Annotated in this window: 23 protein-coding genes; 11 read left to right on the top strand and 12 right to left on the bottom strand. The window is 73.8% G+C overall.

Annotation, left to right across the window (positions count from 1 at the left end):
• Window positions 1-82: 82 nt before the first annotated feature.
• Window positions 83-508 carry an STAS domain-containing protein gene (locus NFS20_RS15115; protein WP_463103646.1) on the bottom strand — a complete coding sequence of 142 codons (426 nt, stop codon included), beginning with the start codon at window positions 506-508 and terminating at the stop codon, window positions 83-85.
• Window positions 509-686: 178 nt separating this feature from the next.
• Here NFS20_RS15115 and NFS20_RS15110 point away from each other — a divergent pair, with 178 nt between their 5' ends.
• Entirely contained in the window at window positions 687-2,921 is a 2,235-nt protein-coding gene (locus NFS20_RS15110) for a SpoIIE family protein phosphatase (RefSeq protein ID WP_251152611.1), read from the top strand.
• A 71-nt stretch (window positions 2,922-2,992) separates the two neighbouring features.
• On the opposite strand, the gene NFS20_RS15105 is transcribed toward NFS20_RS15110, so the two are convergent.
• Entirely contained in the window at window positions 2,993-3,355 is a 363-nt protein-coding gene (locus tag NFS20_RS15105; RefSeq protein ID WP_251152610.1) for an STAS domain-containing protein, read from the bottom strand.
• An 83-nt stretch (window positions 3,356-3,438) separates the two neighbouring features.
• Entirely contained in the window at window positions 3,439-3,873 is a 435-nt protein-coding gene (locus NFS20_RS15100; RefSeq protein ID WP_251152609.1) for a DUF3151 domain-containing protein, read from the bottom strand.
• A 253-nt stretch (window positions 3,874-4,126) separates the two neighbouring features.
• Here NFS20_RS15100 and NFS20_RS15095 point away from each other — a divergent pair, with 253 nt between their 5' ends.
• On the top strand, window positions 4,127-5,413 hold the full coding sequence (locus tag NFS20_RS15095; RefSeq protein WP_251152608.1) for an adenylosuccinate synthase: 1,287 nt from the start codon (window positions 4,127-4,129) through the stop codon (window positions 5,411-5,413).
• A 49-nt stretch (window positions 5,414-5,462) separates the two neighbouring features.
• A complete protein-coding gene (gene purD / locus NFS20_RS15090; RefSeq protein WP_251152607.1) occupies window positions 5,463-6,785 on the top strand; it encodes a phosphoribosylamine--glycine ligase in 1,323 nt (440 codons plus the stop codon).
• A gap of 24 nt (window positions 6,786-6,809) precedes the next feature.
• Here purD and NFS20_RS15085 read toward each other — a convergent pair whose 3' ends face one another.
• A complete protein-coding gene (locus NFS20_RS15085; RefSeq protein WP_251152606.1) occupies window positions 6,810-8,276 on the bottom strand; it encodes an AAA family ATPase in 1,467 nt (488 codons plus the stop codon).
• A gap of 18 nt (window positions 8,277-8,294) precedes the next feature.
• Here NFS20_RS15085 and NFS20_RS15080 point away from each other — a divergent pair, with 18 nt between their 5' ends.
• Window positions 8,295-9,287, top strand: coding sequence for a phosphoribosylaminoimidazolesuccinocarboxamide synthase (locus NFS20_RS15080; RefSeq protein ID WP_502800824.1), 993 nt, complete (start codon window positions 8,295-8,297; stop codon window positions 9,285-9,287).
• Window positions 9,288-9,292: 5 nt separating this feature from the next.
• Here NFS20_RS15080 and NFS20_RS15075 read toward each other — a convergent pair whose 3' ends face one another.
• Window positions 9,293-9,625, bottom strand: a complete 333-nt coding sequence (locus tag NFS20_RS15075; RefSeq protein ID WP_251152605.1) for an HNH endonuclease signature motif containing protein — start codon at window positions 9,623-9,625, stop codon at window positions 9,293-9,295.
• Between the two features lie 221 nt (window positions 9,626-9,846).
• On the opposite strand from NFS20_RS15075, the gene NFS20_RS15070 reads away from it, so the two are divergent.
• The 6 genes from NFS20_RS15070 to NFS20_RS15045 all read left to right on the top strand — a co-directional run bounded on the left by NFS20_RS15070 (window position 9,847) and on the right by NFS20_RS15045 (window position 13,593).
• Window positions 9,847-10,221, top strand: coding sequence for a PadR family transcriptional regulator (locus NFS20_RS15070; RefSeq protein WP_251152604.1), 375 nt, complete (start codon window positions 9,847-9,849; stop codon window positions 10,219-10,221).
• The gene (locus NFS20_RS15065; RefSeq protein ID WP_251152603.1) at window positions 10,218-10,829 is read left to right on the top strand and encodes a hypothetical protein; all 612 of its coding nucleotides are present in this window, start codon (window positions 10,218-10,220) and stop codon (window positions 10,827-10,829) included. The genes NFS20_RS15070 and NFS20_RS15065 overlap by 4 nt, the downstream gene beginning before the upstream one ends.
• Window positions 10,830-11,036: 207 nt before the next feature.
• Entirely contained in the window at window positions 11,037-11,324 is a 288-nt protein-coding gene (gene purS / locus NFS20_RS15060; RefSeq protein ID WP_251152602.1) for a phosphoribosylformylglycinamidine synthase subunit PurS, read from the top strand.
• Entirely contained in the window at window positions 11,324-12,046 is a 723-nt protein-coding gene (gene purQ, locus NFS20_RS15055; protein ID WP_251152601.1) for a phosphoribosylformylglycinamidine synthase subunit PurQ, read from the top strand. The genes purS and purQ overlap by 1 nt, the downstream gene beginning before the upstream one ends.
• Window positions 12,043-13,209 carry a GNAT family N-acetyltransferase gene (locus NFS20_RS15050; RefSeq protein ID WP_251152600.1) on the top strand — a complete coding sequence of 389 codons (1,167 nt, stop codon included), beginning with the start codon at window positions 12,043-12,045 and terminating at the stop codon, window positions 13,207-13,209. Before purQ ends, NFS20_RS15050 begins: the two co-directional genes overlap by 4 nt.
• A 90-nt stretch (window positions 13,210-13,299) precedes the next feature.
• Window positions 13,300-13,593 (top strand): hypothetical protein, encoded by a 294-nt coding sequence (locus NFS20_RS15045; protein WP_251152599.1) that lies wholly within the window; start codon window positions 13,300-13,302, stop codon window positions 13,591-13,593.
• 13 nt (window positions 13,594-13,606) lie between these two features.
• Here NFS20_RS15045 and NFS20_RS15040 read toward each other — a convergent pair whose 3' ends face one another.
• The 6 genes from NFS20_RS15040 to NFS20_RS15015 all read right to left on the bottom strand — a co-directional run bounded on the left by NFS20_RS15040 (window position 13,607) and on the right by NFS20_RS15015 (window position 17,748).
• Window positions 13,607-14,488 carry an LLM class flavin-dependent oxidoreductase gene (locus NFS20_RS15040; protein WP_251152598.1) on the bottom strand — a complete coding sequence of 294 codons (882 nt, stop codon included), beginning with the start codon at window positions 14,486-14,488 and terminating at the stop codon, window positions 13,607-13,609.
• A gap of 29 nt (window positions 14,489-14,517) precedes the next feature.
• A complete protein-coding gene (locus NFS20_RS15035) occupies window positions 14,518-15,453 on the bottom strand; it encodes an MBL fold metallo-hydrolase (protein WP_251152597.1) in 936 nt (311 codons plus the stop codon).
• A 1-nt stretch (window position 15,454) separates the two neighbouring features.
• Window positions 15,455-15,841: a type II toxin-antitoxin system VapC family toxin gene (locus tag NFS20_RS15030; protein ID WP_251152596.1), complete on the bottom strand. Its 387-nt coding sequence runs from the start codon at window positions 15,839-15,841 to the stop codon at window positions 15,455-15,457.
• The gene (locus NFS20_RS15025; RefSeq protein WP_251152595.1) at window positions 15,838-16,080 is read right to left on the bottom strand and encodes a type II toxin-antitoxin system Phd/YefM family antitoxin; all 243 of its coding nucleotides are present in this window, start codon (window positions 16,078-16,080) and stop codon (window positions 15,838-15,840) included. Before NFS20_RS15025 ends, NFS20_RS15030 begins: the two co-directional genes overlap by 4 nt.
• Window positions 16,081-16,178: 98 nt before the next feature.
• Window positions 16,179-16,667 (bottom strand): DUF7832 domain-containing protein, encoded by a 489-nt coding sequence (locus NFS20_RS15020; protein WP_251152594.1) that lies wholly within the window; start codon window positions 16,665-16,667, stop codon window positions 16,179-16,181.
• 10 nt (window positions 16,668-16,677) lie between these two features.
• Entirely contained in the window at window positions 16,678-17,748 is a 1,071-nt protein-coding gene (locus NFS20_RS15015) for an LLM class flavin-dependent oxidoreductase (protein ID WP_251152593.1), read from the bottom strand.
• A 177-nt stretch (window positions 17,749-17,925) separates the two neighbouring features.
• Between NFS20_RS15015 and NFS20_RS15010 the strand changes: the two genes are divergently transcribed.
• The gene (locus NFS20_RS15010; RefSeq protein ID WP_251152592.1) at window positions 17,926-18,282 is read left to right on the top strand and encodes a hypothetical protein; all 357 of its coding nucleotides are present in this window, start codon (window positions 17,926-17,928) and stop codon (window positions 18,280-18,282) included.
• Window positions 18,283-18,333: 51 nt separating this feature from the next.
• On the opposite strand, the gene NFS20_RS15005 is transcribed toward NFS20_RS15010, so the two are convergent.
• Window positions 18,334-18,741 (bottom strand): RidA family protein, encoded by a 408-nt coding sequence (locus tag NFS20_RS15005; RefSeq protein ID WP_251152591.1) that lies wholly within the window; start codon window positions 18,739-18,741, stop codon window positions 18,334-18,336.
• Window positions 18,742-18,755 lie beyond the last annotated feature (14 nt).

Raw genomic sequence — 18,755 nt, 5'->3', positions numbered from 1 at the left:
CGTCAGGACCTGCGCCGCACGAGAAGGCCCCCGGTCCGCGGACCGGGGGCCTTCTCGTGTCGCGGTGGTGGTCGGGTGCCGGTCAGGAGCCGGGCGCTTCCGGCCCGTCGGCAGGCTCCTCGAGGTCGAAGCCCGGATCCGTGTCGACGATGTCGAGCAGCTCGCCGATGCGTGTCACCTCGAGGAGGAACCGGACGGTCGGCGGTGCGCGGAGCACGCGGACGCGGTGCGGGCCGCGCGACGCCAGACGGGCGAGGAACGCGACGCCGGACGAGTCCATGAAGGTCACGTGGTGCGCGTCGATCTCGACGGGCAGCCCCGAGTCCTCGGCGGCCGCGGTCGCCTCCTGGAGGTCCGCGCCCAGGTCGGCGTCGATCTCACCCGACAGGACGATGCGGGCACGCGTGGTGCCCACGATGACGTGCACGCTCGCCGGGTCGCCCGACCGTGCAGGGTCACCGGCGACGCCGACCGGCCGGTCGGCGGACGAGGAGGTACCTTCGCGCACGGCGCTCCTTTCAGCGGCTCCAGGACCGTTCCGGTCTCGGGAAGCACCAATCTACGGTTGAATGTCCAGTCGGGACAGTAACGCGACCGGAGCGTGTGCAGCCAGATGCGACCGTCAGGCGTCCACAGGACGGTGCCTGACGATGGCTCACGCGCAGAGCAGACCGTCGGAGGTGAGGATGGGCGGACCGCTGGGACTCGGCACCGACCTGCCCGCACACGTCCTCGAGCTGTGCACCCGCGCGATGGACAGCGCGGGCGTCGCGATGTTCGTCACGGGCCCACGGTCTGCGGGCATGCCTCTCGTCTGGGTCAACCGGGCGTTCGAGCGGGACACGGGGTTCGCCGCGCAGGACGTCGTCGGGCGCAGCCCGCGCGCGCTCGAGGCCCTGCTCGCCGAGCCGGTCGAGGTGGACGAGCTCCGGGCCGCGATCCTCGCCGGGCGTGAGATCACCCACACCGTCCGTGCGCGACGGCGCGACGGCCAGCCGGTGTGGGCCCAGCTCTCGCTCTCCCCGATCCTCGGCCCCGAGGGTGAGGTCACGCACTGGGTCGGCGTCCAGGTCGACGTGTCGGACCATCTCGAGCGGTACGCGGCCCAGGTCGCGTCTCTCGCGCTCGAGCGGCGCGAGCGGGCGGTGCTCGACGTCGTCGCGCGCAGCTCGGACCTGCTCGCCGACCTCGACCAGCCGTACGCCCTGCGCGACATCACGAGCCTCCTCGCCGGGTACGTCGTGGACTGGGCCGGCTTCTACCTCAACGACGACGGGCTGCGCTTCGCGGACGGCGTCGACACGTCGGCCCCGCCCAGCGGACGCGGGCAGCGCCACGGTCGCTACACGCCGGGGGTGGGGGCGCTGGGGCGTCCGGGCATCGCCGAGACCGACGCGCTCGGTGACGCGGCCGTCACCGACGAGTCGTCCCCGCGGCCCCGCCTCGTCGACGTCCCCGACCGCGTCCAGGACCTGCTCGACGGCCGGATCGAGGGCCCGGTCGAGCTCGACCTGACCGCCGAGTTCCCCCAGTGGTCCGCCTCGGGCTGGCTCCGGCGCGACCTCGAGCACCGGCTCTCGCGCCTCGCGCGCCGGCCTCGCGCCGTGACGGTCACGGCCGTCCCGGGCCGTCGGCGCATCCTGGGGCTCCTCGTGTCGTGCGGCGACGAGGACACCACGGGTCCGCGCGGCGTCGACACGGAGGCTCGCGAGAGCGTCCGCACGCTGCTGCAGGTCATCGCCCGGCGCGCGGGCACCGCGATCGACAACGTCCGGCTCTACGCGCGCGAGCACCGCCTCGCGGAGACGCTGCAGCGGGCCATGCTGCCGGAGCAGGCGGACGTCACGGGTCTCGACGTCTGGACGTACTACGCGCCGAACTCCGAGCACGCCCAGGTCGGCGGCGACTGGTACGACGTCCTGCAGATCACCCCGGACGTCGTGGGCCTGGTCATCGGCGACGTGGTGGGTCACGACGTCGAGGCGGCTGCCGCGATGGGCCAGCTGCGGTCCGTCGTGCGGTCCTACGCCTACGAGCTCACCACCCCGGGACCGGTCCTCGACCGGGTCGACCAGCTCGTCCAAGGGATGCGCATCCCGCGCTCGGCGAGCCTCGTGTACGCCGCGCTCACGCGCCCCGACGCGACGGACACCGAGGACGCGTGGCGCATCGAGTACTCGCGTGCCGGCCACCTGCCCCCGCTGCTCCTGCGCGAGGGAACGGTCACCCAGCTCGACGACGCCGGCGGCGCGCTCGTCGGGTTCGGCGGGCGGACCCGGTCCACCGGGGAGGTGTCGCTGCGCCCCGGGGACACGCTCGTCTTCTACACCGACGGCCTCATCGAACGACGGGACCGCGCGCTGCGCGTCGGGCTCGACGCGCTCGTCGCCGCGTCCGCCGCCGTCACCGCCGTGGACGCCGCAGGGGTCGGCGAGGAGCTCCTCTCGCGGCTCGCGGACGCCCCGGAGGACGACGTCGCCCTCGTCGTCGTGCGCATCCCCGACCCGGTGGGCGACGCGACGGCCGTCGTGCTCAGCCCGCGCAGCCGCCGGTGGCTCCTGCCGAGCGAGCCGGCGTCGATCGGGCGGGCGCGGCACGCCGTCGTGCGCACGTGCCAGGCGTGGGGGGTCAAGGACAGCGCGAACGCCGAGCTGGTCGTGTCGGAGCTCGTCGCGAACGGCGTGCTCCACGGCTGGGGCCACCTCGCGCTGCGGCTGTTCGACACGGGCGACGGGATCCGGGTCGAGGTCGAGGACTCCAACCCCGCGCCGCCCGTCCCGACGGACGGCCACGCCAACCGCATGGGCGGGTTCGGCATGCAGATCGTCGAGCGGCTCGCGGACTGGGGCTGGCGTCCGACGGCGTCCGGCAAGCTCGTCTGGGCGACCCTGCGGCCCCAGTCGGCCGCGCGTCAGGCCTGACCGGCAGGTAGGCGTCGCGCAGGTAGGCGTCGCCGGGAACACCTGCTCCCGGCGCACGCGGGGAGCAGGTGCTAGGCCTGGGGCTCGACCTTGGCGAACCCCGACGGCGGCGTCGCGGGCTCGCAGCGGTGGTCCGCGTCGATGCGGAACAGCTCGAGCGCGCCGCAGACCTCCAGGACGAAGAGGTCACGGTCGTCGCAGCCGCGCAGGACCGTCGCACCGCCGCGCTTGCGGCCGGAGTCGGCGAGCGAGATGAGGAACGCCGCGCCCGTCGAGTCCATGAACGTCACGCGGCACATGTCGATGACGAGGAGCTGGCGCCGCAGCCCGACGACGCGCGCCGCGATCTCCGGGAACTGGTCACGCTCGGCGAGATCGAGGTCCCCGGTGATGACGAGCGTCGTCGTCGCGGGGGAGGTGGCGATCTCGATCATGCTGTCGACTGTAGACGCGGCCTGGAGCACCTGCACCCCGCGGCTCTGCGGCTGCGCCGACCGACGAGCCCGGCGGCGCCCGCTCAGCGCAGGGCGCGCACCTCGTCGGCGGACGTGCCGGACGCGCGCAGGAACTGCTCGCAGCGCTCGGCCTCGTCGACCTCGCCGATGTACGCGGCGCACTCGGCGAGCGCGAGCAGCGCGCGCAGGAAGCCCTGGTTGGGGACGTGGTCGGCGGGGATGGGTCCCTGGCCCCGCCAACCCGCGCGGCGCAGCGCGTCGAGACCGCGGTGGTAGCCCGTGCGGGCGAACGCGTACGCGGTCACGGCGCCCTTCGAGCCGTTCTCGTGGAGGTAGTCCTCGGCGAGGAACGCCCACGCGAGCGACGACGCGGGCTCGCGCGCCGCGATCTCGTACGGGTCGCCCCCGGCGTCGAGGCCGTCGCGCACGGCGGCGAAGTCGTCGGGGAGACGGACCGGCGCCGGTCCGTCGAGGAGGTTCTGGTGGGAGTCGCTCATGGGCCCATTGTGCCGAACCCGGGGTCGTGCGGCTCCCGGGGTTCGGCAGCCCGCGGGCGGCGCGCCGTGGACGGCCTGCACCCCGAAGGTCAACGACCGGTAAACTCGTCGCGGTCCCCGGGTGACTGCCGCCCGGGGGACGCCTCGGGCCCCGCGGGAGCCGCGCCGTCGGGCACGACCGGCACCTGTCGCGCGATCGACGCGCGCACGACATGACCGGCCCGAGGAACAGGCAGTCGAAAGTGGGGAATCCATGCCAGGCGTGGTGCTCATCGGTGCCCAGTGGGGCGACGAAGGCAAGGGCAAGGCGACAGACCTCCTCGGGTCGCGCGTCGACTACGTGGTGAAGTTCAACGGCGGCAACAACGCCGGCCACACCGTCGTCATCGGCGACGAGAAGTACGCGCTGCACCTGCTCCCGTCGGGCATCCTGTCGCCCGGCGTCACGCCCGTCATCGCGAACGGTGTCGTCGTGGACATCGAGGTCCTGTTCCAGGAGCTCGACGACCTCGTCGCGCGCGGCGTCGACGTCTCGAAGCTGCTCGTCTCGGGGTCGGCGCAGATCATCGCGGGCTACCACCGCACGATCGACAAGGTGAGCGAGCGCTTCCTCGGCAAGCGCCGCATCGGCACGACCGGCCGTGGCATCGGCCCGGCGTACGCGGACAAGATCAACCGCGTCGGCATCCGGATGTGGGACCTGTTCGACGAGAAGATCCTCGCGGAGAAGATCGAGGGCTCGCTCGACCAGAAGAACCACCTGCTGGTCAAGGTCTACAACCGCCGCGCGATCACCGTCGACGAGACGCTCGCGGAGCTCCTGCAGTACGCGGAGCGCATCAAGCCGATGGTCGCCGACACGTCGCTCGTGCTGAACAAGGCGCTCGACGAGGGCAAGAACGTCCTCTTCGAGGGTGGCCAGGCGACCATGCTCGACGTCGACCACGGCACCTACCCGTTCGTCACGTCGTCGAACGCGACGGCGGGCGGCGCGCTCACGGGGTCGGGCGTCGGTCCGACGCGCATCGGCTCGGTCATCGGCGTCATCAAGGCGTACACGACGCGCGTGGGCGAGGGGCCGTTCCCCACCGAGCTCTTCGACGCGAACGGCGAGTACCTGCTCAAGCAGGGCGGCGAGTACGGCGTGACGACGGGTCGCGCGCGGCGCTGCGGCTGGTACGACTCGGTCATCGCGCGCTACGCGACGCGCGTCAACGGGATCACCGACATGGTGCTCACCAAGCTCGACATCCTCACGGGCTTCGAGAAGGTCCCGGTCTGCGTCGCGTACGACGTCGACGGCGTCCGCCACGACGAGATGCCCCTCGACCAGACGGCGTTCCACCACGCGACGCCGATCTACGAGGAGCTCGACGGCTGGTGGGAGGACATCTCCGGCGCCCGCACGTTCGAGGACCTGCCGGTGAACGCGCAGCGCTACGTGCTCGCGCTCGAGGAGATGTCCGGGACGCGGATGTCGGCGATCGGCGTCGGCCCGAGCCGCGACGCGATCATCCCGCGGCACGACCTCATCCACTGAGCCCCGTCGTCGGAGGGCCGCGGGGACATCCTCGGTAGACTCGGCGCCCGTGAAGATCCTCGTCGTCGGGACCGGTGCCCGCGAGCACGCCATCGTCCACGCCGTCGCGCGCGAGGCCGACCGCCTCGGCACCGCGCCGCACGAGATCCACGCGGCGCCCGGCAACCCGGGGATCGCCGCCGAGGCGACGCTGCACCGCGTCGACCAGCTCGACGGTGCTGCGGTCGCCGCGCTCGCGACGGAGCTCGGCGCGGACCTCGTCGTGGTCGGCCCGGAGGCGCCCCTCGTCGCCGGCGTGGGCGACGCCGTGCGCGCCGCCGGGGTCCCGGTGTTCGGCCCCTCCGCGGAGGCCGCGCGGCTCGAGGGCTCCAAGGCCTTCGCCAAGGAGGTCATGGCCGCCGCGTCCGTGCCGACGGCGCTCGCGCACGTGTGCACGGACGTCGACGAGGTCGCTGCGGCGGTCGACGCGTTCGGCCCCCCCTACGTCATCAAGGACGACGGCCTCGCCGCGGGCAAGGGCGTCGTCGTCACGGAGGACCGGCAGGCGGCGCTCGAGCACGCGGCGGCGTGCTTCTCGTCCCCACGGACAGCCGCGGACGGGACGCCCGAGGACCCGCGCGTCGTCGTCGAGGAGTACCTCGACGGACCCGAGGTGTCGCTGTTCTGCCTGTCCGACGGCGCGACCGTCGTGCCGCTGCAGCCCGCCCAGGACTTCAAGCGCGCGTTCGACGGGGACGCCGGCCCGAACACGGGCGGCATGGGCGCGTACAGCCCGCTGCCGTGGGCGCCGGACGGGCTGGTGGACGAGGTCGTCGCGCGCGTCGCGCAGCCGACGATCGACGAGATGGCGCGACGCGGGACCCCGTTCGTCGGGGTGCTCTACGTCGGCCTCGCGCTGACGAGCCGCGGGACGCGGGTCGTCGAGTTCAACGCACGGTTCGGCGACCCGGAGACCCAGTCGGTGCTCGCACGGCTCCTCACCCCGCTGTCCGCGCTCATGCTCGCCGCGGCACAGGGCCGGCTCGCCGAGCAGCCCCGGCTCTCGTGGTCCGACGACGCGTCGGTCACCGTGGTCGTCGCCGCGCACGGCTACCCCGGTACGGTGCGCGGCGGCGACCCGATCACGGGTATCGACGCGGCCGAGGACGTCGAGGGCGTGCACGTGCTGCACGCCGGGACGTCTCGCGACGACGACGGCGGGCTGGTCGCGTCGGGCGGCCGCGTCCTCTCGGTGGTCGCGCAGGGCGCTGACCTCGCCGAGGCGAGACGTCGCGCGTACGCCGCGGTCGACCGCATCGTGCTGCCCGGCTCGCACCACCGGACCGACATCGCGGCGACGGCTGCCGCCGGGGGCGTCGCGACCGCGGGCTGAGCCCCCGCCTGATCCCGAGGGACGTCACTCCTCGTCGACGTCGGGCCACTGCTCGGCGTCGGGCGACGAGCCGAGGAGCGACCGGGTGATGCGCTCCTCGTCCTCGGTCATCTCGTGGACGGCGGTCAGCAGATCGTCGTCCGTCGGGCCGCGGCCCGCCTCGGCCGCACGGAGCACCGCGCGCCGGATCACCTCCTTGACGAACGAGGCGGTGACGCCGTCGGTGCCTTCCGCCGCGGCGTCGAGGGTCGCGGGCGCGAACGGCAACCCTCCTCGGTAGAGCTCGAAGAGACGCCGTCGCGCGTCCTGGTCCGGGAGCGGGATCTCGACGGCGAGGTCCACGCGCCCGGGGCGTTGCGCGAGGGCGCGCTCGAGGAGGTCGGCGCGGTTGGTGGTGAGCAGGAACGCGACGTCGGCGTCGTTCCCGAGGCCGTCCATCGCGTCGAGCACCTCGAAGAGCAACGGCTGGGGTCCGCCGTGGAACGACCGGTCCTCCGCGATGAGGTCGCAGTCCTCGAGGACGATGATCGCGGGCTGCATCGCGCGCGCGGTCTCGGCGGCGAGCCGCACGAGCTGCAGCGCCCCTCCGGCGAGCAGCAGCACGGTGGTGCCGGGGCTCTCGCCGACGAGGTGGCGCACGGTGTGCGTCTTGCCGGTGCCGGGCGGTCCGTACAGCAGGACGCCCCGCTTGAGGTGCTGACCTGCCACCCGCAGCGCCTCCCGGTGACGGGCGACCCCGACGACCTGACGCTCGATGCGGCCCAGCGTGCCCTCGGGGAGCACGACGTCCGACGCGGGGACCCGGTCGCGTCGCAGGAACGTGAGACCCCCTGCCGTGGGGCCGAAGTCGGACGTCGTGAAGGTGACGACCTGCCCGCGCAGCACGCTGTGCTCCACCATGGCGGTACGCAGCTCGGCGAGGAGCTCGAGCGCCGCGTCCTCGCCCTGGCACATGACTTCCAGGGCTGCCTCGTTCCCGTGCCGAGGGCTGCCCGCACGCTGGAGCACGGCGACCGGGGTGCTCGCGTGCGTGAAGAGGTGCAGGCCGAAGGCGACGGTCCGCCGGTCGGAGTCCGGTCCGGTCGCCGCGCGCGCGTAGTCGACCGCTCCGACGGGGAACTGCTGCCACAGGGTCGAGTGCTCGACGATCTCCGAGAACGACGTGTGCATGCGCTGCTCGCCACCACCGACGCCGACGAGCCGTCCGCCGCCGTGCCGGGCCATCACGACCTCGAGCGCCACGTCCGCGTCGACCTGGCGGAGCGAGGAGACGGTCTCGGAGACCACGGCCAGGCCGCGCGGGTCGGCACCGAGGTGCTCGCGCAGCACGGACGCGACCGAGGGAGCGGATCCGGCCTGCTGTCGCTGGCTGCGCTGGTTCACCACGGCCATGAACGTCGAGAACGTGTCCAGGAAGTCGGCGGTCCGCTCGTCGTCGGCGAGGTCGTCGGCAGGCTCGGGCGCGGACGCGGCGGAGGGCGTGAAGTGCATGGTGCGAAACTAGGGCCCGTGACTGACACGCCACGGGACCACACGCCGCCGCTCTCGCTCGGCGAGGCCGACGCGTTCGACACCGCCACGCTCGAGCTGCCGGGCTGGCGCCACGTCTACTCGGGCAAGGTCCGGGACCTCTACGAGCCGGACCTGCCCGCCGTCGGCGGGGTGCACCCGCTCGGCGACGTGGTCCTCGTCGTGGCGAGCGACCGGGTCAGCGCGTACGACCACGTGCTGTCGCCGGGCATCCCGGACAAGGGCGTCGTGCTCACGCAGCTCAGCCTGTGGTGGTTCGAGCAGCTGGCCGACCTCGTGCCGAACCACGTCGTGTCGACCGAGGTGTCGGCCGAGCCCGGCGACGGGCTCGTGCCCGACGTCGTCGCTGGCCGCGCGATGATCTGCCGCCGGCTCGACATGTTCCCGGTGGAGTGCGTCGCGCGTGGCTACCTCACGGGCTCGGGCCTCGTCGAGTACCGAGCCGGCGGCGGCGTGTGCGGCGTGCCGCTGCCCGACGGCCTGGTCGACGGCTCGCGCCTGCCCGAGCCGATCTTCACCCCCGCGACGAAGGCCGCCGTCGGGGAGCACGACGAGAACGTGTCGTTCGAGGTGGTCGCGGAGCAGATCGGCGTCGAGGACGCGACGCGGCTGCGCGGCCTCACCCTCGCGGTGTACGCGCGGGCGGACGAGATCGCGCGCGAGCGCGGTGTGATCCTCGCGGACACCAAGCTGGAGTTCGGGGTGGACCCGACCACGGGCGCGACCGTGCTCGGCGACGAGGTGCTCACGCCCGACTCGTCGCGGTTCTGGCCCGCGGACCAGTGGGAGCCCGGCCGTGCGCAGCCCAGCTTCGACAAGCAGTACGTGCGCGACTGGCTGACCTCGCCGGAGTCTGGCTGGGACCGCTCGGCCGACGCGCCGCCCCCGCCGCTGCCCGCGGACGTCGTGGCCCGCACTCGCGACCGGTACCTCGAGGCCTACGAGCGGCTCACGGGCTCGTCGCTGGCCTGAGGCGTTCACGCCGTCCGTGCTCCCGCGCGGACGTAGGTGTGACCGCTCGGAGCCGTCCACCGGACCGTGCCGTCGTGCAGGAGGCTGGGACGCCACCCGTCGCGGGCACGCACCACGTGGTGGTGCCGGCACAGCGCGACGAGGTTGTCCGCCGCGTGCGCGGACTCGTCGCCGGGCCGTGGGGCGACCACGTGGTCGAGGTCGCACCGGAACGCCGGCACGGCGCACCCCGGGAACGTGCACGTGACGTCCCGTGCGAGGACCGCGGCGACCGTCCGCACCGAGGGGCGGCCCGTCGTCGCGAGGTCGCTGGTCGGGGGGAGTGGTGGTGCGGCCATGACCGGTCTCCGTCCGCTGGCGTCGTGAGGCGTGCGAGGGCGGGGAAGGGGCAGGACCCCGCCCTCGCACGCGTGGTCGAGCGTGCGTCTCGAACACGTGTTCGAGACTAGCGATAGCCTCTGACAGTGACTCGGCGGGTGCTGGACAGCGCACACCGCCGCGGTGGCGCTCCGTCGACGCAGCCTTGGCGCCATGGGTCGTTGTGCGATATATATCGGAGATGAACGCAGCGACCGGCGATAGCTTCCGCATGACGGAGCAGTCGTACCTCGTGCTCCTCGCCCTGGTCGAGGAGCGACGTCACGGGTACGCCGTCATCCAGGCCGTCCGCGAGCTCTCGGGCGGGCACACCTCGCTCGGCGCGGGAACGCTGTACGGCAACCTCGACCGGCTCGTCGCGTCGGGTCTCGTCGAGGCCGTGGGCGAAGAGGTCGTCGACGGTCGGCTACGCCGCTACTACCGTGCAACGGGCGGCGGGCGACGGGCTGCCCGCGCGGAGACAGTGCGCCTCGCCGAGCTCGCCGAGCGGGCACGGCGGTCGCTCTCCCGGCGGCCCGGCGTGGACGGCGCAGCTGCCGCCGGAGGACCGGCATGACGCCGGGCGGCCGCCGCAGCGTGCAGGCGGACGGTGACGAGCCCCGTCGTCGCGAGGGTGTCGGGGGGCGGTACGAACGCTCCGCGCGGTTCTGGCTCCGCGCCTACCCGCTCCGGTGGCGCGATGCGCACGGCGACGAGGCGCTCGGGGTCCTGCTGGACCTCGCGCCCGCAACCGACGACGCGTCCTCCGTGGCGGGAATCGGCGCCCGCGAGGCGTGGGGTCTCGTCCGGGCGGGATGGGGGCTGCGGTGGCGCGAGCACCCGACGCTCGGGCGGTGGCTGCTCTACCGGCTGTTCGACGCGCGGCTCCCCGCGCGCTACTGGTGGTGGGTCGCGGACGACATCCACGGGGCACTGTTCTCCTGGCGCACGAATGTGTTCAACATGGTGATTCTGCTGACGGTCTGGTTCGGGGTGCCGGCGGTGCAGGGCTGGCTGTTCGGGCAGAGTCCCGTGACGTTCTCGCCGTGGATCGTCCTCGTGGTCATGGCCACCTTTGCTCTCGCAGGCGCGGTTTGGCGCGAGAGGAATGTCGCCCGCGCGTGGCGCAAGCACGTGCTCGACGGCAACATCCCCGTCGCACCGAGGCGCGCCGTCGAGCCCTGACGAAGGGCCGGTTCGCACGGGCCGTCGGCGTCTTCCCGGGACCTTGGACGGCGACCTGGTCGCGCCCGGCGCGCGGGTAGACTGACCGCGGAATCCCGCCGTCGGCTCCCGCTCGCTCACGCCGTGACGTGCCGCCACGTGCAGCACGCGCCCGTGACCGGGATCCCGGAGCCCCGGCCCTCCCGAACTCTTCGCCAAGGAGCACCCGTGGGACGCGTCGTCGTCGAGGTCATGCCCAAGCCCGAGATCCTGGACCCGCAGGGCAAGGCCGTCGTCGGGGCGCTGCCGCGCCTCGGCTTCACCCAGTTCACGTCGGTCCGTCAGGGCAAGCGGTTCGAGCTCGAGGTCGAGGGCGACGTCACGCCCGAGGTCCTCGCCGCCGCGCAGGAGGCCGCCGCGACGGTGCTCTCCAACCCCGTGATCGAGGACGTCGTCCGCGTTGCCGACGCCGCGACCGACGCGGCCGGCACGATCGCCTCCGAGGGGCTCGCCTGATGACCGGGGCCACCTCCCTCGCGACGGCGCGGGTCGGCGTCGTCACCTTCCCCGGCACGCTCGACGACCGCGACGCGGCGCGCGCCGTCCGCCTCGCCGGCGGCGAGCCCGTCGCGCTCTGGCACGCGGACGCCGACCTGCACGACGTCGACGCGGTCGTCCTCCCGGGCGGCTTCTCCTACGGCGACTACCTGCGTGCCGGGGCGATCAGCCGCTTCGCGCCCGTGATGGAGACCCTCGTGGACGCCGCGCAGGGCGGGCTCCCGGTGCTCGGCATCTGCAACGGCTTCCAGGTCCTCACCGAGGCCCACCTGCTGCCGGGTTCGATGATCAAGAACGACCACCTGCACTTCGTCTGCCGCGAGCAGGTCCTCGTCGTCGAGAACGCGGACACCGCGTGGACGCGCGACTACTCCGCCGGCCAGCGCATCACGATCCCGCTGAAGAACCAGGACGGGCAGTTCGTCGCCGACGACCGCACGCTCGACGAGCTCGAGGCCGAGGGTCGCGTCGTGTTCCGCTACGACGGCTGGAACCCGAACGGTTCGCGCCGCAACATCGCGGGCATCTCGAACGCCGCAGGCAACGTGGTGGGTCTCATGCCGCACCCGGAGCACGCCGTCGAGGCCGGCTTCGGTCCGGCCTCGGAGGCCGGCCCGCGCGCGGGCACGGACGGGCTCGGCTTCTTCACCTCGGTGCTGAGCGCGCTCGTCCACGCGTGAGCGTCGTCGCTCGCACGGCCGACGGCGCGTCGGCCGTCGGGTCGGCGGGTGTCACCGTGGTCCCGGTACCCGGGGACGACGCCGACGCGCTCGCCCTGTTCGCGCGCCAGCAGGCCGAGCTCGCGGAACGCTACGGCGAGCCCGACAGCGGTGCCTTCGACGCAGCGGAGCTCCTCGCGGCGCTCGTCGTGCGTGACGGGACGGAGCCCGTGGCGTGCGTCGCGCTGCGCGACGTCTCCGGGACGCCCGATGGTCGCGGCGGACACCACGCGCCGTCGACCGGCGAGGTGAAGCGCCTCTTCGTCCTGCCCCAGCACCGGGGGCGCGGGCACGCACGGACCGCGATGGGTGCAGTGCACGAGCACGCCGCCGCGCTCGGCCTGCGGCGCCTCGTGCTCGAGACCGGCACGCGGCAGCCGGAGTCGATCGACCTCTACCTCGACCTCGGCTACCTCCCGACCGAGTCCTACGGCCACTACGCCGGTGACCCGCTCTCCCGGTGCTTCGCGCTCGACCTCGACGGAGCGGCGGACGGTGACGGGGCCACGGCGCGACGGCGGTCGTCTCGTGACGTCGCGCGCACCGGAACGCTCGGACCGCGAGGCCTCGGCAGCGGTGGGTACGACCGACGTGCTGCCGGCCCGGATGAGCGCGCCGGGATCGAGGTGCGAGCGGTGCCGTGGGACGACCCCGAGGCGTCCGCGCTGCGCCGCGAGATGCACGACACGTCGTCGGCGGTCCTCTACCCGGAGCTGTTCGCCGGGCTGGAGGCCGCGGGCGGGTTCGACGCCGTGGACGCCCGTCTCGGCGCCGCTTCCGTCGCGACGTTCGTCGCCTGGCGCGGCGACGAACCGCTCGGCTGCGCGTCGCTGCAGCGCGCGACGGCCGGTGCGCCCGACCGCCACGCGGAGGCGCTCGAGGTGAAGAAGGTCTTCGTCCGCGAGTCGGCTCGTGGTGCCGGTGTCGCCCGGCTGCTCATGGCGGAGGTCGAGCGCGAGGCGCGCCGTCGTGGTGCGACGGCGCTGCTCCTGGAGACCGGCATCCGGCAGCCGAGCGCGATCACGCTCTACCGATCCCTCGGCTTCCGCGCCGTGCTGCCCTACCCGCCGTTCGACCGCGGTGACAACGGCATCGCGCTGTGCTTCGCCATGACGCTGCACTGATCGTCCGCCCGTGAAGTCCGTCGCGAACGGGCGCGTGCGGGCGGAGCTTTGCCCTGGTTCGTCCTCCGGTGAGCCGATAGGGTGGGCCGCGTGATCCCCTCTCTGACCAGTGCCTACTCCGTGCCCGCACTGCTCGGGGAGCTGCTCGGCTGGGTCCTCGGAGCCGTCGCGCTCGTTCCGGGTCGTGTCGGGGGTCTCGCGACCGAGGCCCGGGAGATCGTGACGGACTGGGGCATCCCGGTGGCCGAGGTGACCGACCTCTACGCCGCCTTCCCCTCGCGTCTCCTCCTCGCCGTCGCCCTGGTGGCGCTCGTGTGCGCGACGGCCGCCGTCGTGCACGGGGTGCGCGAGCGGCGTCGGGCACTGGCGCACACCGGACGCTGAGGCCAGCCGGTCCTCAGCCCGCGACGACGAGCGGCCGGACCTCCTCGCCGAGGAACCGGACGAACGCGTCGAGGTCCGGTTCGTCGGCGGTGGGCTGCACCGCGACGGCGGTCGCCCCGGCGCCCGCGAGGGCGAGCACGCCGTCGGCGATCGCGCGCGCGTCGCCGCCCGCCCCGATGCCGATCCCTGCCTCCCGGCCCCACGTCGGCACCTCGCGGTCGACCCGCTCCTGCGCGCCGGATCCCGTCGCCGCGATGAGGGTCGCGTGCACGTCAGGGTCCGGGCGCCCCGCGTCTCGCGCCGCAGCCCGGACGGCGTCCACCGTCTCGCGGACCTCGGCGGGCGTGAACGCGTTGGCGAGGATCAGTCCGTCGCCGAGCTCGCCCGCGAGCGCGACCGACCGCGGACCGACTCCGCCGAGCCACAGCGGGACCGGCTCGGTCGGCGGCCAGTCGAGACGCACGCGGTCCAGCGTCACGTACCGGCCCGACGTCGTGACCTCCTCGCCCGCGAGCAGGGCGCGCAGGGCGACGGTGTGCTCGCGCAGGAGCGTCAGCGGCGACGACACCCGGACGCCCGCCTGCCCCATCCACTCCTGGACGCCGTGCCCGACGCCCGCGACGAACCGCCCGGGGAACATGCGCCCGAGGTTCGCGACCTCCATCGCGGTGATCGCCGTACTCCGCAGGGGCGCCGGCATGAGCCCGAGCCCGACGCGAACGTGGTTCGTCCAGGCGAGTGCCGCCGCCGCGGACGCGAGACCGCTCTGCTTGAAGCAGTCCTCCCACACCCACAGGTCGTCGAGTCCGGTGGCCTCCGCGCCCGTCGCGAGCGCGCGCAGCGTCTCCGGAGGGTGCGTGGGGACGTAGGCGATGCCGAGCCGAGGTGTCGTCATGCCCCCATCGTGCCGCGCGCCTCGGACACTCAGGTGTCGCGCTGCCGCACTCCCGACGGCCCGCGGCGCGGTGGGCGTGCGCGCCGGTCCACCTCGGCGAGGAACGCGAGCTGCGCCAGGACGCTCTGCCGGGCCGCTCCGAGCACGGACGGGTCGACGTCCGCGTAGACGTGCGCGGTCACGCGCTCGGCCGCGAACTCGTCGCCCGGCGCGAGGCCGAGCGTCGCGAGCGCGGCCCGCACCTGCGCGAGCCGTTCGAGCCGGTGGGCCCGGTACGCGCGCACCCGCTCACCGAGGTCGTCGATCACCGGGCCGTGACCCGGGAGCCCGATGACGCGCCGGTGCACGACGAGCGCGCCCAGCCGGTCCAGGCTCGCGAGGTAGCGGCCGAGCGACCCGTCCGGCTCGGCGATGACGGTCGTGCCCTGCCCGAGGATCGTGTCACCCGTGAGGACCGTGGCACCCGTGAGCACCGTGCCCGACCGTGCCCCGGCCTCGGTGGCCGCGTCCGCGCGTGCGTCGTGCCCGGGTGCCTCGGCCTCGGTGATGACCGGGCCGTCGTCGGGCAGGACCAGGCAGACGGAGTCCGCGGTGTGACCCGGCGTGGCGAGCACGGCGATGCGCACACCGGCGACGTCGATCGTCTCGCCGTCGACGAGCGGCCGGCCTCCGTGGCAGTGCACCGGGTCGGCCGCGCGGACCGGCGCGCCCGTGAGGGCGTGCAGGCGGGCCGACCCCGCGGTGTGGTCGGCGTGGCGGTGCGTGACGAGCACGAGGGCGACCGGCCCGGCCGCGGCGAGCGCGTCGAGGTGAGTCGTGTCGTCGGGCCCAGGGTCCACGACGACGCACGCGTCGGCACCGGGCGCGCGCAGGACGTACGAGCGCGTGCCGTCGAGCGTCATGGGTCCAGGGTTGTCGGCGCGCACGGCGGAGGCGATCCGGGTGACGCGTCGGGGTGCGGTCATCTCAGACGACCCGGATCGGGCCGGGGTAACGGCCGAGAACGGCGTCGTGCGTCAGGAGCTGGACGCCTTCGCTGACCGCCTGTGCGACGAGCAACCGGTCGATCGGGTCGCGGTGGACCGGTGGGAGTGCGGCGACGGCGGCGGCGTGGGCACCCGTCACGGCGAGCTCGACGAAGCCTGCTCCGAGGAGTGCCTGACGGAAAGGGCCGGGCTCGACGCTGAAGTCCGCCCGTCTCCGGGCGTGCTTGATGCTGATCTCCCAGATGCTGGCCGCGCTGAACCACGGCTCGACGTCCGGGTCGGCCAGAAGGTCGCGAGCCCCGCGTGGCAGGCGGTCTACCTCGTCGCCCGCCCACAGCAGCAGATGCGTGTCCAGCAGGATCCTCACTCGGTCCCCTCGAACATCGCGACGATCTCGTCCTGCCCCCACGTGTCGAAGTCGTCAGGGACCGTGGTGCGGCCCCGGAAGAACCCGAGCCGCCGTTCCGCAGGTGTGGCGGGCGAAGCCGCCGTGAGGCGGGCCACCGGTCTCCCGGCGCGGGCGATGACGATCTCCTCGCCTGCCTCGACCTCGGCGAGCAGGCGCGACAGGTGGGTCTTCGCCTCGTGGACATTGACGGTCTTCATGGTGCCTCCGCGCCGAGAACGGGACTGGACCAGGCGGACTAAGTCAGGCTAGTCCATCACCGATCGGCGAGGAAGGGCGGCAGAGTGACGACGCCCGGTCAGGACCGCTGACGCAGGACAGCAGGCCGGCCCTCGTCCTGCCACTGCGAGAACCGCGCGTCGATCAGCGGGCCGACGAGGTCGTACGTCTCCCACGTGTCCGGCACGCGGTAGACGTCCTCGGGCTCGCCGTCGCCCGGGCTGACGGAGTCCACGTAGTCCTCGAGGTAGAGGCCGCCGTCGTCCTCGTCCTCGTCGTCCCCGGCGTAGTACGCGAGGGCGAACGCGGTGGCGTCGGGGGCGAGGTCGTCGGTGACGAGCTTCCCGTCGCACGACTCGTGGACGAACCGGCCACCGGTGAGCTCGCGGGCGCGCAGCGCGGCGAGCTCCTCGGCGGACTCTTCCTCCAGGTCGTCGGAGACGTGCCCGCCGAGCACGGCCCACGCGAGGAACACCCCGATGTGCGTGGCTCCCGCCTCGGGGCCGGCCTCGGGCGGGAACCCCTCGCCGTCGGAGTGCCAGGACGCGTCGTCGAGCTTCGTCGTCATGGCGGCGACGCTACCCGAGGGCACCGACGAGGAGCTCGAGCGTGCGGGTGCGGCCCGGGGTCGCGTCGAGCGGCTCGTCCGCGCGCGACGCCGCGACGGGGACGACCATGACCTCGTCCACGCTGTGCCGGTCGGCGAGCCGGCGAAGCTCCGCCGCTGCGTCGTCGGGCGTCCCGATGATCCAGCGCGACCGCATCGCCTCGATGGTCTGCTCGGACAGCGCGTCGAGCGGCGTGGCCTGCGCCTCCTCGACGGTCTCCAGCGCCGAGAGCGCCTGACCGGACCGCAGGCGCGCCATCATCCGCAGCTGCGGCAGCGCGCGGGCGTGGGCCTCCTCCGCGGTCTCGGCGACGACGACGTTCGCGGTGAGGAACGTGCGCGGCTCCGGGTGGGCCTCGCTCGCGCGGTAGCCCTCGCGGTAGAGCGCGAGGACCTCGTCGATCCCCTGGCCCGAGAAGTGGTTCGCGAACACGTACGGCAGGCCGAGCTCGGCGGCGAGCCGGGCCGAGTAGTCGCTCGACCCGAGGAGCCAGACGGTGGGCGTGCTCTCGGCGGCCGGGGTCGCGTGGACGTCGTACACCTGGCCGCTCGTGAGCCGGAGCTGCGCGCCCTGCGGGCTCATGAGGGCGAGGATGTCCGTCACGTGCTGCGGGAAGCGGTCGACGTCGGCCGTCGGTCCGGTGATGCGCAGGAGCTGGGTCACGACCGGGTCCGAGCCCGGCGCGCGCCCGAGCCCCAGGTCCACGCGCCCCGGGGCGATCGCCTCGAGCGCCGCGAACTGCTCCGCGACGACGAGCGGCGCGTGGTTCGGCAGCATGACGCCGCCCGAGCCGACCCGGATCCGCTCCGTCACCGACGCGGCCGCCGCGATCATCACCGGGGGCGTCGACGCCGCGACCGCGGCCATGTTGTGGTGCTCGGCGAACCAGTAGCGCTCGAGCCCGAGCCGGTCCGCGAGACGGACGAGGTCGAGGGAGGCGTGGACCGCCTGGGGGCTCGTCTGGCCCGTGCGCACGGGCACGAGGTCGAGGACGGACAGGCGAGGGCTGGGGGACGCCGCGGCGTCGGGCGAGGTGCTCATCACGAGGGACAACCCCGGCGCACCGGACGCGCATTCCCGCCGTCCTCCGGCGGTGCGCGCGCCGGATGGCGGTATCGGACCGGGAGCGGCATCATCGGCTGCACAAGGCGGTGCGGTGGTCGCGACGACGTGGCGACCGTATTGGGGGACGACGACCCTGGGGCGAGGGGAGCGGCCGTGGACGACGAGATCAACTTCCACGCCGACGTGGTGCTGTACTACGACTTCGACGGCATGCCGATCGACGAGCAGACCTGGCACGAGCTGCGCGGGGACGACCGGTCGGTCGTCGGGCTGGACGTGGTCGCGGGCTGGTCGGTGTTCACGCGCTGGGTCGGCTACGACCGGTCCGAGGGCCGCATGCCGCTCATGTACTCGACGCGCGTCGAGCCCGGTGGCCTCTTCAGCTCGTCGTTCACGCGCAGCGGCGCCGAGGTGCTGCACCAGCACGTGGTGGACGCGCTCGTCCAGGGCAACCCGGCGTCGCGTGCGCTGTTCGACGTCGAGCCGTGGGAGTACCCGGGCTTCGTGTGACGAGGTGGCCCGGTCTCGCGGCTCGATGATGCCGGCGGACGTCCGCGTGCGTCAGTCCCGGACGGCCGCGACCGCCTCGACCTCGACGAGCTGGTCGTCGTAGCCGAGCACCGTGACGCCGAGCAGCGTGCTCGGGACGTCGTGGTCGCCGAACGCGTCGCGCACGACCTCCCACGCGGCGACGAGGTCGGCCTGCCGCGACGACGCGACGAGGACCCGCGTGCTCACGACGTCCTCGAGGGTGGCGCCGGCCGCCGCGAGCGCGACGACCATGTTCTCGACGCAGCGCGCGGCCTGGCCGGCGTGGTCGCCGGGCGCGACGGTCCGTCCGTCCGCGTCGAGCGGGCACGAGCCGGCGAGGAAGACCAGCCTCGCGTCGGCCGCGACGGTGGCGGCGTAGGCGTACTCGGCGACGTCGGACAGCTCGCGTGAACGGATGAGGGTGACGTTCTTCGGCACGGGACCTCCAGAGG

The sequence above is a fragment of the Cellulosimicrobium sp. Marseille-Q4280 genome (assembly GCF_943181405.1).
In the GTDB taxonomy this organism is placed as follows: domain Bacteria; phylum Actinomycetota; class Actinomycetes; order Actinomycetales; family Cellulomonadaceae; genus Cellulosimicrobium.
The sequence above is the reverse complement of the archived record's forward strand: the minus strand, read 5'-3'. Positions and strand labels throughout refer to the sequence as shown.